General features: G+C 63.4%; 14 protein-coding genes. 7 read left to right on the top strand and 7 right to left on the bottom strand.

The window, feature by feature from the left end; genetic code table 11:
• The first annotated feature begins 42 nt into the window (after positions 1-42).
• The 7 genes from V0R37_RS02080 to V0R37_RS02050 all read left to right on the top strand — a co-directional run bounded on the left by V0R37_RS02080 (position 43) and on the right by V0R37_RS02050 (position 7,342).
• Positions 43-1,473, top strand: coding sequence for an aldehyde dehydrogenase family protein (locus V0R37_RS02080; RefSeq protein WP_420373126.1), 1,431 nt, complete (start codon positions 43-45; stop codon positions 1,471-1,473).
• A 20-nt stretch (positions 1,474-1,493) separates the two neighbouring features.
• The gene (gene mog / locus V0R37_RS02075; protein ID WP_420372907.1) at positions 1,494-2,132 is read left to right on the top strand and encodes a molybdopterin adenylyltransferase; all 639 of its coding nucleotides are present in this window, start codon (positions 1,494-1,496) and stop codon (positions 2,130-2,132) included.
• Between the two features lie 100 nt (positions 2,133-2,232).
• Entirely contained in the window at positions 2,233-3,297 is a 1,065-nt protein-coding gene (gene fba / locus V0R37_RS02070; RefSeq protein ID WP_420372906.1) for a class II fructose-bisphosphate aldolase, read from the top strand.
• Positions 3,298-3,587: 290 nt separating this feature from the next.
• Positions 3,588-4,469 (top strand): phosphoribosylaminoimidazolesuccinocarboxamide synthase, encoded by an 882-nt coding sequence (locus V0R37_RS02065; RefSeq protein WP_420372905.1) that lies wholly within the window; start codon positions 3,588-3,590, stop codon positions 4,467-4,469.
• Positions 4,470-4,548: 79 nt separating this feature from the next.
• Positions 4,549-5,076: a 5-(carboxyamino)imidazole ribonucleotide mutase gene (gene purE, locus V0R37_RS02060; RefSeq protein WP_420372904.1), complete on the top strand. Its 528-nt coding sequence runs from the start codon at positions 4,549-4,551 to the stop codon at positions 5,074-5,076.
• Positions 5,077-5,126: 50 nt separating this feature from the next.
• Complete coding sequence (locus tag V0R37_RS02055; protein WP_420372903.1) at positions 5,127-6,308, top strand: 5-(carboxyamino)imidazole ribonucleotide synthase; 1,182 nt, start codon at positions 5,127-5,129, stop codon at positions 6,306-6,308.
• Positions 6,305-7,342 carry an L-threonylcarbamoyladenylate synthase gene (locus tag V0R37_RS02050; RefSeq protein ID WP_420372902.1) on the top strand — a complete coding sequence of 346 codons (1,038 nt, stop codon included), beginning with the start codon at positions 6,305-6,307 and terminating at the stop codon, positions 7,340-7,342. The genes V0R37_RS02055 and V0R37_RS02050 overlap by 4 nt, the downstream gene beginning before the upstream one ends.
• Here V0R37_RS02050 and V0R37_RS02045 read toward each other — a convergent pair.
• From V0R37_RS02045 to V0R37_RS02015, 7 genes are all read right to left on the bottom strand, one after another.
• The gene (locus V0R37_RS02045; protein WP_420372901.1) at positions 7,339-8,049 is read right to left on the bottom strand and encodes an ABC transporter ATP-binding protein; all 711 of its coding nucleotides are present in this window, start codon (positions 8,047-8,049) and stop codon (positions 7,339-7,341) included. The genes V0R37_RS02050 and V0R37_RS02045 overlap by 4 nt on opposite strands.
• Entirely contained in the window at positions 8,046-8,795 is a 750-nt protein-coding gene (locus V0R37_RS02040; protein ID WP_420372900.1) for an ABC transporter ATP-binding protein, read from the bottom strand. The genes V0R37_RS02045 and V0R37_RS02040 overlap by 4 nt, the downstream gene beginning before the upstream one ends.
• Positions 8,792-9,796: a branched-chain amino acid ABC transporter permease gene (locus tag V0R37_RS02035; protein WP_420373125.1), complete on the bottom strand. Its 1,005-nt coding sequence runs from the start codon at positions 9,794-9,796 to the stop codon at positions 8,792-8,794. The genes V0R37_RS02040 and V0R37_RS02035 overlap by 4 nt, the downstream gene beginning before the upstream one ends.
• 12 nt (positions 9,797-9,808) lie before the next feature.
• Positions 9,809-10,690: a branched-chain amino acid ABC transporter permease gene (locus V0R37_RS02030; protein ID WP_420372899.1), complete on the bottom strand. Its 882-nt coding sequence runs from the start codon at positions 10,688-10,690 to the stop codon at positions 9,809-9,811.
• A gap of 15 nt (positions 10,691-10,705) precedes the next feature.
• Entirely contained in the window at positions 10,706-11,863 is a 1,158-nt protein-coding gene (locus V0R37_RS02025) for an ABC transporter substrate-binding protein (protein WP_420372898.1), read from the bottom strand.
• 65 nt (positions 11,864-11,928) lie between these two features.
• On the bottom strand, positions 11,929-12,753 hold the full coding sequence (locus V0R37_RS02020) for an alpha/beta fold hydrolase (RefSeq protein WP_420372897.1): 825 nt from the start codon (positions 12,751-12,753) through the stop codon (positions 11,929-11,931).
• Between the two features lie 9 nt (positions 12,754-12,762).
• Positions 12,763-14,310 carry a benzoate-CoA ligase family protein gene (locus tag V0R37_RS02015; protein ID WP_420372896.1) on the bottom strand — a complete coding sequence of 516 codons (1,548 nt, stop codon included), beginning with the start codon at positions 14,308-14,310 and terminating at the stop codon, positions 12,763-12,765.
• Positions 14,311-14,452: the final 142 nt, after the last annotated feature.

The raw sequence follows: 14,452 nt of genomic DNA, 5'->3' as shown, positions 1-14,452 counted from the left end.
AAAGGCTCCATGCTAACCAATCACTACGGGGCAAATGCCATGATGCACAAGAACTTTATCGCCAATCAATGGGTAAGCGCGCTGGCGGGACAAACCGTGCCGGTCATCGATCCTTCCAACGGCCAGCTTTACGCCGAAATCGCCCGGTCGGGCGAAGCCGACATCGATGTGGCCGTCAGGGCAGCCCGCGCCGCCTTCGAGGGCGCATGGGGCAAGATGGCGCCGGCCGAGCGCAGCAGGCTGCTTTTGCGCGTCAGCCGCGCCCTGCAGGATCAGCACGAGGTACTGGCCCAGATCGAATCCAGGGACACGGGCAAGCCGATGCGGCAGGCTCGCTCCGACGCCGCCGCCGTGGCGCGGTATTTCGAGTTCTACGCCGGCGCGGTCGACAAGCTGCATGGCTCGACCATCCCTTACCCCAGCAATTACACCGTGCTGACCGTGCGTGAGCCGCATGGCGTGACCGGCCATATCGTTCCTTGGAATTATCCCTTGCAGATTTTCGGGCGCAGCGTCGGGGCGGCGCTGGCCGCCGGCAATGCCTGCGTGGTCAAGCCGGCCGAGGACGCCTGCCTGTCGCTGCTGAAGGTGGCTGAAATCGCCATGGAAGCCGGCCTGCCCGCCGGGGCGTTGAATATCTGCACCGGCCTGGGCATCGAGGCGGGCGCCGCCCTGTCCGCGCATCCGGGCATAGACCATATTTCATTTACCGGTTCGCCGCAGACCGGCCAGCAGGTGGCCATGGCGGCGGCGGGGCATTTTGCCCCCGTCACACTGGAGCTGGGGGGCAAGTCTCCGCAGATACTGTTTTCCGACGCCGATATCGAAGCCGCCTTGCCGGTGCTGTTGAATGCCATCATTCAGAACGCGGGGCAAACCTGCTCGGCGGGCAGCCGCTTGCTGGTGCAGCGCGCCATCTATGCCGATGTCGTCGGGCGGCTGTCCGAACTGTTCAAGGCCACGCGCACGGGGCCGGCGAGCGACGATCCGGATTGCGGGCCGCTGATCAATGCCAAACAGCAGGCGCGCGTGCGCCAATTTCTGGCAGAGGCCGAAAGCTCGGGTATTTCGCTTGCGGCGCAGGGGGCGCTCGATCCCAACGCACCCAAGGGCGGCTTCTATCAGGCGCCCGTATTGCTGGGCGATGTGCCGCCCGCGCACCGCCTGGCTCAAGAAGAGATCTTCGGCCCTGTGCTGGCCGCCATTCCCTTCGAGACCGAAGCCGACGCCTTGCGCATCGCCAATGGAACCGCCTTCGGCCTGGTGGCCGGCATCTGGACGCAGGATGGCGCAAGGCAGCTGCGTATCGCCCGCGCCATCCGTTCGGGCCAGGTGTTCATCAACAACTACGGCGCGGGCGGGGGCGTCGAGCTGCCTTTCGGCGGCACGGGCCAATCGGGCTATGGCCGCGAGAAAGGCTTCGAAGCCCTGTATGGCTTCACCACGGTCAAGACCATCGCCATCAAGCATTAACCTTTTTAATCGGAAACCTCATGTCCCTGCCGCCAGCCCTTGTACGCCAGCATCCGGATCAACTCCTGGTGGGCCTTATCTCCGTTTCCGACCGCGCAGCCGGCGGAACCTACGAAGATCAGGGCATACCCGCCTTGCAGTCCTGGCTGACGCAAGCCATCGTCCAGCCGCCGCAATATGCGGCGCGGCTGATTCCCGACGAGGCGCGGCGGATATCGGACACGATCGTGGAGCTGGTGGATGTTCTGGGCTGCGACCTGGTTTTGACCACGGGCGGCACGGGCCCGGCCCGGCGCGACGTGACGCCTGAGGCCACCCTGGCCGTCGCAACCAAGGAAATGCCCGGCTTCGGCGAGCAGATGCGCCAGATCAGCCTTAAATTCGTGCCCACCGCCATCCTGTCCCGGCAGGTAGCCGTCATACGTGAAACCGCCGATCGCGCGGCGCTTATCATCAATTTGCCGGGCCAGCCCAAGGCTATCAAGGAAACCTTGGAAGGATTGAAGGGGGCCGACGGCCAGGTGCTGACGGCTGGGATTTTCGCGGCGGTCCCATATTGCATCGATCTGATCGGCGGTCCCTATATCGAAACGCGCGACGAGATCGTCAAGGCCTTCCGGCCCAAATCCGCCATTCGGCCGGCTGCCCGTACAGATTAAGAAGGGATCTGTATCGTATCGATACCAGCGGCGGCAAGCGGGCCTGTACATTCGGGTAAAATGGCTGGAACCCTTATTAATTGATTTCAGGAGTCTTTTCATGGCCCTTGTTTCCATGCGCCAGCTGCTCGACCACGCAGCCGAGAATGGCTATGGCATACCAGCGTTCAACGTCAACAACCTTGAGCAAGTTCAAGCGATCATGGAAGCCGCCGCTGAAACCGATAGCCCGGTCATCATGCAGGCATCCGCCGGCGCCCGCAAATACGCCGGCGAAGGCTTCCTGAAGTACCTGATCCAGGCCGCGGTCGAGACCTATCCCAACATTCCCGTCGTCATGCACCAGGATCACGGTCAGTCGCCCGCCGTGTGCCAGGGCGCCATCGACCTGGGCTTTTCCAGCGTCATGATGGACGGCTCCCTGCAGGCCGACGGCAAGACCATCGCCGAATACGAATACAACCTGGATGTCACCCGCAAAGTGGTCGAAATGGCTCATAAGCTGGGCGTGACCGTCGAGGGCGAACTGGGCTGTCTGGGCTCGCTTGAAACCATGAAGGGCGACAAGGAAGACGGCCACGGCGCGGAAGGCACCATGACCATGGAGCAGCTGCTTACCGATCCCGAGCAGGCCGCCGACTTCGTCCGCCATACCCAGCTGGACGCCTTGGCCATCGCCATCGGCACCAGCCATGGCGCCTACAAGTTCACGCGCAAGCCCACGGGCGACATCCTGTCGATTTCCCGCATCAAGGAAATCCACCGCCGCCTGCCCAACACCCATCTTGTCATGCACGGCAGTTCCAGCGTGCCGCAAGACCTGTTGGCCGAGATCCGCGAATTCGGCGGCGACATGAAGGAAACCTACGGCGTGCCGGTCGAGGAAATCCAGGAAGCCATCAAGTTCGGCGTCCGCAAGGTCAATATCGACACCGACATCCGGCTGGCCATGACGGGCGCCATCCGCCGTTTCATGGCAGAGAACCCCGGCAAGTTCGATCCGCGCGAATACCTGAAGCCGGCCCGCGAAGCCGCCAAGAAAATCTGCAAACAGCGCTACGAGCAATTCGGCACCGCCGGCAATGCCAGCAAGATCAAGCCGGTATCGCTGTCCGAAATGGCCAAGCGCTACGCCGCCGGCGAGTTGGCCCAAGTCGTTCAGTAATTCAATCAATGCGCTTGTCGCAGATCTAGCTCTGATCCCGTCCGGCAGGATGCCGGCGGGATTTTTTGCCGCCGGGCCGCCCCAAGGCAAAAAGCGCCCCCCTCGGGGGGGCAGCGCGCCGAAGGTGCAGCGTGGGGGGCATTTTTGCCGCCGGGCCGCCCCAAGGCAAAAAGCGCCCCCCTCGGGGGGCAGCGCGCCGAAGGTGCAGCGTGGGGGGCATTGTTGCCGCCGGGCCGCCCCAAGGCAAAAATCCCCGGCTAGGGGTATCGATTCTTTTTCAAGGATACATCGTGGTTCAGGCTCTACATCAATCAAGCATCAAATCGCTGCCTCTGCTCGCTCGCGGCAAAGTGCGCGACATGTACGCGGTAGGCGATGACAAGTTGCTGATCGTGGCGTCCGACCGCATTTCCGCCTTCGATGTCATTCTTGACGACCCCATTCCCGGCAAGGGGCAGGTGCTGACCGAGCTCACCGAGTTCTGGCTGAAGAAGCTGGCCCACATTCTTCCCAATCACTCCACCGGCATCGATCCGGCCGAGGTGGTCGCCGCCGACGAGCGGGACCAGGTCGCGGGCCGCGCCGTGGTGGTCAAGCGCCTGAAGCCCATATTGGTGGAAGCGGTGGCGCGGGGCTACCTGATCGGTTCGGGCTGGAAAGACTACCAGGCCACGGGCAGCATTTGCGGCGTTGCCTTGCCGCCGGGCTTGCAGCAGGCCAGCCGCCTGCCCGAGCCTATCTTCACACCAGCCGCCAAGGCGGAATTCGGCTCGCACGACGAGAACGTGGATTTCGATTATGTGGTGGGCCAGATCGGGCAAGAACTGGCCGAAAAAATCCGCGCCGTCACCCTGAAGCTGTATTCCGAAGCGGCGCAGTTCGCGGCCGGCAAGGGCATCATCATCGCCGATACCAAGTTCGAGTTCGGGCTTGACGAACAGGGCCAACTGCATTTGATGGACGAAGTCCTGACCCCCGATTCTTCGCGCTTCTGGCCGGCCTCGGGCTATGCGGTCGGTGTCAGCCCGCCGTCCTTCGACAAGCAGTTCGTGCGCGACTGGCTGGAAACCCAGACCTGGGATAAAACGCCGCCCGCGCCCAAGCTGCCGGCCGAAGTCCTCGAAAAAACAGCGGCCAAATACCGCGAGGCGGCCGACCGCCTGATGGCATAAGCGCCGCGCGCATTGCGCGGCAGCCCGTACAATAAAGAGTCCATTGGGGGCTCTTTGCATTTATATGGCTGGATTTCACATGACTGATCCGAAGCAAGGCAATGACGGCGCGGCGCCGGTGGTGGGCATCATCATGGGCTCGTCCAGTGACTGGGATGTCATGAAGCATGCCGACGCCATCCTGGAGGAATTCGGCATCGCCCACGAAATGCGGGTGGTGTCGGCGCACCGCATGCCGCTCGATATGGTGGACTACGGCGCCCATGCCGCCGAGCGCGGCCTGCGCGCGATCATCGCCGGCGCCGGCGGGGCGGCGCATTTGCCGGGCATGATGGCGGCGCTGACCCCCGTGCCGGTATTCGGCGTGCCGGTGCCTTCCAAGTATCTGCGCGGCGAAGATTCCCTGTTGTCCATTGTGCAGATGCCCAAGGGCGTGCCGGTCGCCACCTTCGCCATCGGTGAAGCGGGAGCCGCCAACGCGGCCCTGCATGTCATTGCCTGCCTGGCCACGACCGATCCGGCCTTGCAGCAGAAGCTGGTGGCGTTTCGCGCCAGGCAGACCGAGGCGGCCAGGGCCATGGTGGTTCCCCCCCATGTCACGATGTAGCGCGGTCTTCCGTATTTTTGTTTCTTGTTTTTGACGACAGGTTGTCACCCATGAATGAAGCTTCTGATTCCTTTACTATCGTGCCGGGAGACTGGCTGGGCATGATAGGAGGGGGGCAGTTGGGCCGCATGTTCTGCCATGCGGCGCAAAGCATGGGCTACAAAGTGGCGGTGCTGGATCCCGACGAGCACAGTCCAGCGGGCGCCGTTGCCGAACTGCATATCCGGGCCGGCTACGAAGACTCCGCCGGGCTTGAACAACTGTCCAAGCGCTGCAAGGCCATCACCACCGAATTCGAGAACGTGCCCGCGCAAAGCCTGCGGACCTTGGCGCTGCGCTCCGCCGTAAGCCCTTCAGGCGATGCGGTGGCCGTGGTCCAGGACCGCATACAGGAAAAGGCCTTCATCAAGGGCACGGGCGTGCCCGTTGCTCCTTATGCGCCCGTCCGGAATCGGGCCGATATCGCCGCGGCGTCCACGGAGCTTTTCCCGGGTATTCTTAAAGTCGCTCGCCTGGGCTACGACGGCAAGGGACAGGCCCGGGTCAAAAGCCGCGAGGAAGCGCAGGCGGCGTTTGCGGAATTCAAGGAAGCCGAATGCGTGCTGGAGGCCATGCTGCCGCTGGCCAGTGAGCTGTCGGTGGTGATGGCGCGCGGCGCCGACGGCCGGACCGTGATTTACCCGTCGGCGCAGAACGAGCACCGCGACGGCATTCTGGCGGTTTCCACGGTCGATGCGTCCTTGCTGGCCCCCGGGCTGGCGGACAAGGCGGCCGATGCGGCACGGCGCATTGCGCAGGCGCTGGACTATGTTGGCGTGCTCTGTGTGGAATTCTTCGTGCTCAGCGATGGCAGCCTGGTGGCCAATGAAATCGCGCCGCGTCCCCACAACAGCGGGCACTACACCATGAACGCCTGCGTCACCAGTCAATTCGAACAACAGGCCCGCGCCATGGCCGGTTTGCCTCTGGGCAGCACCGAGACTCTATGTCCGGTCGTCATGCTGAATATTCTGGGTGATGTCTGGTTCGATCCGGCCAGCGGCGTAAAGCGCGAGCCCGATTGGGCGCGGGTTCTGGAAGTGCCCGGCGCCAAACTGCACCTGTACGGCAAGGCCGAGGCGCGGCGGGGGCGCAAGATGGGGCACATCAATGTGCTGGGCCAGACCTTGGCGCAGGCCCGGGAAGGCGCGGCGCGGGTGGCGCGCATTCTGGGCATTGAATTTCAAGCATGAATACGCCCGCAACGCCGGCGCCGTCCGATATGGCCCTGTTGCTGGCCAAGGCCGCGCGGCGCCTGGAGGCTGGACGCCTGGTGGCTTTTCCCACCGAAACGGTCTACGGTCTGGGCGCCGATGCCGAGAATCCGGCAGCCATCGCCCGCATCTATCAGGCCAAGGGCCGGCCTTCGAATCACCCGGTCATCGTTCATGTGGCGCCCGAGGCCGACATCGGCTATTGGACGGCTTCGGTCCCTGCCGAAGGGCGCGCGCTGATACAGGCATTCTGGCCCGGACCGCTGACGCTCATTCTTCCCCGGGCCGCGCACATTCCCGCCGCCGTCAGCGGCGGGCAGGACAGCGTGGGCCTGCGCTGTCCGTCGCATCCGGTCGCGCAAGCACTCCTAAGGGAGTTTGCGCGCCTGAAGCCCAATGGGCAGGGCGGCGTCGCCGCGCCGTCCGCAAACAAGTTCGGACAGGTGTCGCCCACCCATGCCGCCCATGTGTCCTCCGAGTTTCCCGATCTGGGGCCGGAGGAACTGATGGTGCTGGAAGGCGGGCCGTCGCAGGTGGGCATTGAGTCCACCATTGTCGATGTGTCGCGCACGGAGCGCGGCATCGGTCCCGTGCTGCTGCGTCCCGGCCATATATCGGCCGCCCAGATTGCCGAGGTATTGGGCGCGGAGCCGGCGCGTCCGGATGCGGCCGCGCCGCAGGTTTCGGGTTCGCTGAAGGCGCACTACGCGCCGCACACACCCTTGCTGCTGCGACCGCTGGAGCGCTTGCTGGAGGACGCTTCCCGGCCCGCCGAAGGACGCACGGCGGCGGTGGTTTTCCCGGGCCACGCGGGGCATCCCATGGAGCAGGTCGACTGGCTGGAGTGCCCGGATGACCCGGCTTCGTATGCGCGCGACCTGTATTCCCTGCTACGCCGCCTGGACCAGCAGGGCTATGCCCGCATCCTGATGGAACAGCCGCCCCGCAGCGCCGCCTGGCAAGCTGTGAACGACCGCATAGGCCGCGCCGCCGCGGCATTCGACCCGCGCTAAACGCCCAGGTAGCGCATCAGCACTTCGGGCCGGCCGGCCAGCGCCGCACTGTCCCGGGCTTCGACCAGGCAGCCTTTTTCCAGCACCACGCAGCGATCGGTGTGGGCCAGAACCTTGCGGTAGTTGCGGTCGACGATCAGGGTCGACATGCCGGTGCCCCGCACGGCGGCGATGATCCGCCATATCTCCGCAATGATCAGCGGCGCCAGCCCTTCGGTGGCCTCGTCCAGTATCAATACATCGGGATTGGTCATGAGCGCGCGGCCGATGGCAAGCATCTGCTGCTCGCCGCCCGACAACTGCTGTCCGCCGTGATCCAGGCGCTCGGACAAGCGCGGAAAGGTTTCGAGCACGCGTTCGTAGGTCCAGTCGTTGCGGCCGTCATAACCCGGGCGGGCGGCCACTTGCAGGTTTTCGCGCACATTCAGATTGGGAAATATCCCCCGTCCTTCCGGCACATAGGCCACACCCAGCCGCGACACCTGGTAGGGCGCCGACCGCGTGCAGTCCTTTCCGCGCACAGTGACGGTGCCGCCGCTGGCGGGCACGTGGCCCATGATGGTTCGTATCAGGGTGCTTTTTCCCATGCCGTTGCGCCCAAGCAGGCCTATGGATTCGCCTGGGTCTATCCGCAGGCTGACGCCTTGCAGCACATGGCTTTCGCCGTAGTGGGCATGCAGGGCGTCGGCCATGACCAGGGGGCTCATTCGCCGTCTCCCAGATACGCCGTCTGCACGTCGGGGTTGTCGCGTATGGCTTGGGGCTGGCCATGGGCGATGACCTTGCCGTTGACCATGACGGTGATCTCGTCGGCCACCTTGAACACCGCGTCCATGTCGTGCTCGATCAGCAGCACTGCATGCTCCGCTTTCAGCGATGCCAGCAGATCCAGCATTCTCTCGGTTTCCTCGGGTCCCATGCCGGCCAGCGGTTCATCCAGCAGCAGTACGCTGGGCCGCGTGGCCAAGCTCATGGCGATTTCGAGCTGCCGCTTGCGCCCATGCGAAAGCAGGCCGGCCAGTTGGAGCACGTCCGGCTCCAGCCCCACAAGGGAAATGGCCTGGTCCGCCGCTTCGTTGCTGTAGCGGCAGCGGCTGGCGGGGGCGGCCCAGTTCCAGAAGGCCTGATGGCCGGCCTGCGCGGCAAGGCGGCAGTTCTCGTGCACGGTCAGCGACGGAAAAATGGTGCTGCGCTGATAGCTGCGCCCCAGGCCGGCGCGTGCGCGGCGCGGCTGCGACCACGAGGTGACTTCCTGGCGATGCAGGAAGATGCTGCCTTCGTTGGGCGCGAGCTCGCCCGCCAGCACGCTGACCAGGGTGGATTTTCCGGCGCCATTCGTGCCGATGACGGCATGCACGGTTCCGCGGGCAAGGGATAAGGAAACCTGGTCGAGGGCGGTCAAGCCGCGGAATCGGCGGCTTATGTTTTGCGCGGACAGAAGAACGTCTGTCATGGTTTGGTCCTTGGGAGGGGGGCAATCGGCGCGGTCTCGCGCCGATTGCGCCGGCCTCGCCATTGCGCCTGGAGGCCGATCAGGCCGTTGGGCATGAGGGCCACCAGGGCGATGATGCTAAGGCCGAAGGTCAGGTGCCAATGGGCGGACCAGTCGCCGAACAAGGTCTGCGACTGAAAAGCCTCTTGCAGCAGTGTCAGGCCGGCCGCGCCCAGGATGGCTCCCCATAAACGGCCGCTGCCGCCCAGGATCACCATCAGCAGCACCAGGCCCGATTGTTCCCATGCAAGCAGCTCGGGATTGACGAAGCCGTCTTTGGCGGCATACAGCAAGCCGCTTGCGCCGGCCAGCGCGCCGGCAAGGCCGTAGGCGACCAGCTTGTAATTGAAGGTGGAGTAGCCCGCGCTGCGCATGCGCTGCTCGTTGACCCGGATGCCGGTCAGTGCCGCGCCGAAGCGCGAACGCATCAGCATGGCCAGGAAGGCCCAGACCAGCAATAGGCAGGCCAGGGTAAACAGGAAGAAGCTGTAGGGGCTGTCGATATTGATCAGCACCGACTCGCCCAGGCGCAGCTCGGGCCGGAAGTACAGATAGATACCGTCGCTGCCGCCGCCCACATCGGTGTCATGGAAGACGTAATAGGCCATCTGGGAAAAGGCCAGCGTCACCATGATGAAGTAGACGCCGCGGGTGCGCAGCGCCAGGGCGCCGGTCAGCAGGGCATACGCCAGCGCGCAAAGCATGGCGGCGGGCAGCATCCACAGCAGATTGCCCGGCCCGGATTCAGGCGAGAGCAGCGTGGTAACGTAGGCCGCGATGCCGAAGAACGCCGCGTGGCCCAGGCTGACCAGGCCGGCGCCGCCCACCAGCAGTTGCAGGCTGAGCGCGAAGATGGAATAGATCATGATCTTGATCGCCAGGCTGATGTAGTAGTCATTGGCGATCAGGGGGAACAAGGCAAACAGGCACAACAGCCCGGCCATGCAAAAGAGGCGCAACATAGCTTGCATGAGTCAGCCTTGCTTGAAAAGCCCTTCGGGCCTGAACAGAAGAATGCCCGCCATCAGCACGTACACCAGCACGCCCGCGACGCTGGGGAAGAAAACCTGGCCGAATGTGTCGACGAAGCCCACCAGCATGGCGGCCAGGAAGGCGCCCTTGATGGATCCGATGCCGCCGATGACGACCACGACGAAACAGATGATGAGGACGCTGTTGCCCATGCCGGGGTATACCGATGAGATGGGTGCGGCGATGGCGCCAGCCAGCGCCGCCAGCGCGACCCCGATGGCGAACACGATGCGGTACAGGCGGTTGATGTCTATGCCCAGGGAACTGATCATTTCGCGGTTGCTGGCCCCGGCCCGTATCATCATGCCCAGCCGGGTCCGGCCCAGCACCCAGTACAGCAGGCCTGCGACCACCAGGCAGACGATGGAGATGAACAGCCGGTAGACCGGATAGGTCATGACATCGCCCAGCGCGATGGAGCCGGCCAGCCAGTCGGGCGGCGCGACGCCATGCACATCGTTGCCGACGGCCAGGCTGCGCAACTCTTCGAATACCAGGATCAGCCCGTATGTCATGAGGACTTGCTGCAAGTGATCGCGGCGGTACAGGAAACTGAAGAAGGCCCATTCAAGAAAATAGCCCAGAATGGTTGCCAGCAGCAGGCAGAGCAGTACGGTGACCAGAAAGCCTCCGCCCGCGTACTGGGCGACAACCGGCTGCAGGGCGAAAGCCATGTAGGCCCCGATCATATAGAAGCTGCCATGGGCCAGATTGATGATGCCCATGATGCCGAAGATCAGTGTCAGGCCGCTGGCGACCAGGAACAGCAACAGGCCGTACTGCACCGCGTTCAGGCACTGAATCAGGAATATGACCGGGTCCACGAAGGCTCCTTGGGCTTACAGGCGGCAGCCGCGGGCCGGATCGGCCAGCGCCTTGATGGCGACGCCCTGGCTGAGGTTCTGGTCGCCCTTGACCTGACGCAAGTAGATATCCTGGATGGGATTGTTGGCCTTGGACAGGGTGAACTTGCCGCGCGGGCTGTCGATGGTGGCGGCGCTCATGGCGCTGCGCATGGCGTCCTTCTTGGATACATCGCCCTTGACGGCGGCCAGGCCGGCGGCCAGCAACTGGGCGGCGTCATAGCCCTGCACGGCATAGACGTCGGGTTGCATCTTGGGGTAGTTCTTGGAATAGTTTGCACGGAAGGCATTGTCGCGCGGTGTGTTCAGCCCATCGGCATAGTGCAGCGTGGTGAACAGGCCTTGCGCCGATTCGCCCTGCGCCTTCAGCGTGCCGTCCGTCATGAAGCCGCTGCTCAGCAGGGGCACTGTCTTGCCCAGGCCGGATGCGGCGTAATCCTGCACGAATTTCACCGCGCCGCCGCCCGCGAAAAAGGTAAAGACCGCGTCGGGCTTGATCGAGGCGACTTCCGTCAACAGGGGCTGGAATTCCACGTTCGGGAAGGGCAGGGTCAGTTCCTTCACGACCTTGCCGCCGTGCTTCTCGAAGGATTCCTTGAAGCCGGCGATGGCTTCCTTGCCCGCCGCATAGTTCCAGGTGATGGTGACGGCCGTCTTGTAGCCCTTTTCGGCGGCAACCGGACCCATGGCATAGGATGGCTGCCAATTGGAAAACGAGGTGCGGAAGATATTCTTGCTGCACAGCGGTCCGGTGATGGCGTCGGCGCCGGCGTTGGGAATGATCAGGGTGGTATCGGAATCTTTGGCGGCCTTGGCCAAGGCCATGGCGACCCCCGAGTGCACCGTGCCGACCAGGATGTCGACCTGGTCGCGCTTGATCAGGCGGTTGGCGTTGTCGGGACCCTTGGACGGGTTGGACTCGTCGTCCACCTGGAAGTATTCAAGTTCCTGGCCGGCCAGCTTGCCGCCTTGTTCCTTCACGTACAGCTTGAAGCCGTTTTCGATGGCTTGGCCCAGGGCGGCGTAGGTGCCGCTGTAGGGCAGCATGAAGCCCACCTTGACGCTGGCCAGGGCATTGCCCCCCGTCAATGCGAGGGCCGTCGCCATGGCGGCGCCTGTCAATACATGTTTCATTTGTCTGCTCCTTTGGCTTTTTATGGAATGACTGCATTATGCGCAATGCGCGGTGTGGCGGTAAATCAGGGATGGCGTGAATTGAGTTTATTCAGGAAGGCGCTTACCGCGCCGATGACCGTGGCGGGCTGATCGCGATGCGGCGAGTGGCCGCAGTCCGGAATGATGCAAAGTTCCGTCTGCGGAGCCAGGCGCTGTATGCCGCGTATCTGCTCCAGCGTGCCGTATTCGTCGCCTTCGCCTTGAATGGCCAATACCGGGCATTCGATCTTGTCCAGATAGGATTCGATGTTCCAGGCGCGGAATTCGGGATTCAGCCAGATATCGTTCCAGCCCCAGAAGGCGGAATCCGGATCCTGGTGGTAGCGGCCCAGTTTTTGCGGCAAGTCGGTTTTCAGATAGGCGTCGCGCGCCTGCTCGATATTCGAAATGGTGATGTCTTCCACGAAAATGTGGGGGGCCGCCACGGCGATGGCTTTTACCTTGTCCGGATACATGGCGGCATACAGCAAGGCAATGGAGCCGCCATCGCTGTGGCCGAACAGGACGGGACGCTCGTCCGCAAGGCCCAGCGCCTGGAATAAGGCGGGCAGGGCATCCCGCGCCTGTACATGCATGAAGCTTACCGGCCACTTTTCTTCACGGGGCCGCGGCGTGCTGCCGCCGTACCCATAGCGCGAAAAAACCAGGCCACGGCAACGGGCGGCCGCACAGACCTGGGCGGGCCAGTCCTTCCACATGGAAACCGACCCAAGCCCTTCGTGCAGGAACACCAGAAGGTCGCTGCCGGTTCTCTCGGGCGCTATCCATTGACATTCTATCGTCATGTCGCGCCCCATGGCGTCTACCGGGACAAGCTGGGTGGCGGGGGCGGCAATGGCTTGATTCATGGGCCTGTTCTATTTGTTCAGTTGGCGAAGGCGGAAACGCTGGATTTTTCCGGTGGCGGTTTTGGGCAGGTCGTCGATGAAATAAATACTGCGAGGATACTTGAAAGGGGCCAGATGTTGTTTTACATAGGCCTGAAGCTCGTGTTCGATGCCGGGGTCGCCCATCTGGCCGTTGCGCAGCACGACGTAAGCCGTGGTTTTCATCAGGCCGTCGCTGTCAGCCACGCCTATGACCGCCGCTTCCAGCACGGCATCGTGCTGGGCCAGCGCGTTCTCGACCTCGATGGGCGACACATACTGGCCGCTGACCTTGATCATGTCGTCGCTGCGTCCCGCATAGGTGTAGTAGCCGTCGGCGTCGCGAGTGTATTTGTCGCCGCTTTTCAACCATGGGCCCTGGAAGGTTTCCAGTGATTTTGAGCGGTTGTGCCAGTACATCAGGGCGGCGCTGGGGCCTTTGATATACAGATCGCCGATGGTGTCCACGGGAACGCTGCGGCCGTGGTCGTCGCGCAGGTCGACTTCATAGCCGGGCACGGGCTGGCCGGTCGTGCCATAGCGTATCCGGCCCGGCTGGTTGGACAGGAAGATATGCAGCATTTCGGTGGACCCGATGCCATCCAGGATGTCGCAGCCGAAATGCTGTTGAAAGCGGTTGCCCAGGTCCTTGGGCAGCGCTTCGCCGGCCGAGGCGCAAACGCGCATGGAAACGCTGTCCCGGGCGGGCAGCGAGGGCGAGGCCAGCATGCTGGCGTACAAGGTGGGTACGCCGCAGAATACGGTGGGGCGATGTTCCGTCAGGCGCTTGAACACCGCATCGGGCGTGGGACGTTCGGCCATCAGGACCGTGGTGGCGCCTACGGATAGTGGAAAGGTCAATCCATTGCCCAGGCCATAGGCGAAGAACAGCTTGGCCGCGGAAAATACCGTATCGCTTTCTTTTACGCCCAGCACGGGCTTGCCGTAGAGCTCGGCCGTGTACCACAGGTTGGCATGCGTATGGATGACACCCTTGGGTTGCCCGGTGGAGCCCGACGAGTAAAGCCAGAAGGCGACTTCATCGGCCGCCGTGGGACAGGCGGCTGTTTCGTCGGCTTGCGCCATCTGCTGTTCAAATTCATGGACGTCCGAAGGCAGCGCGCCGTCGGCCTGCGACACCACGGTATGCTTGACGTCATGCCCGCCCGACATGGCCTGCCGCAATGTGGGCAGCAGCGCGCCCGATACGAATACCGCCTGGCTGCGGCTATGGCGCAGCATGTAGGCATAATCGTCGGCCGTCAGCAGCGTATTGGCGGCCACCGGCACGACGCCGGCATGCAGGGCGCCCAGGAAGGCCACGGGCCAATCGACGGTATCGTGCATCAACAGCAAAATGCGTTCTTCGCGCCTTAGTCCCAGGTTCCGCAGCACGCCGGCGAACCGGGCGATCTTTCCGGCCAGCTCGCCATAGGTCAGCGTGCGTTGGTCATCGATATACGCCGGCTTGTCCGCCCTGGCGGAATTAAGTTGCACAAGATGAGCGGCGTAGTTCAGCTCGGTAGGGCAGGCTTGCATCGGGTGTCTCCGGAATTTTTTATCGTGTTCTTGCCTATACGGGCGGCGTTGGAGCTTGCGCTTTGAACGCGTCAATATCTTGATGCGAATCAACTTCCACCGCTACAGAATGCAAATTAGGGCTTTTGTTCTGTCAAGTCAA

The organism is Pollutimonas rozaliensis (genome assembly GCF_048751585.1).
In the GTDB taxonomy this organism is placed as follows: Bacteria; Pseudomonadota; Gammaproteobacteria; order Burkholderiales; family Burkholderiaceae_B.
This window is presented reverse-complemented; position numbering and strand designations above follow the sequence as displayed.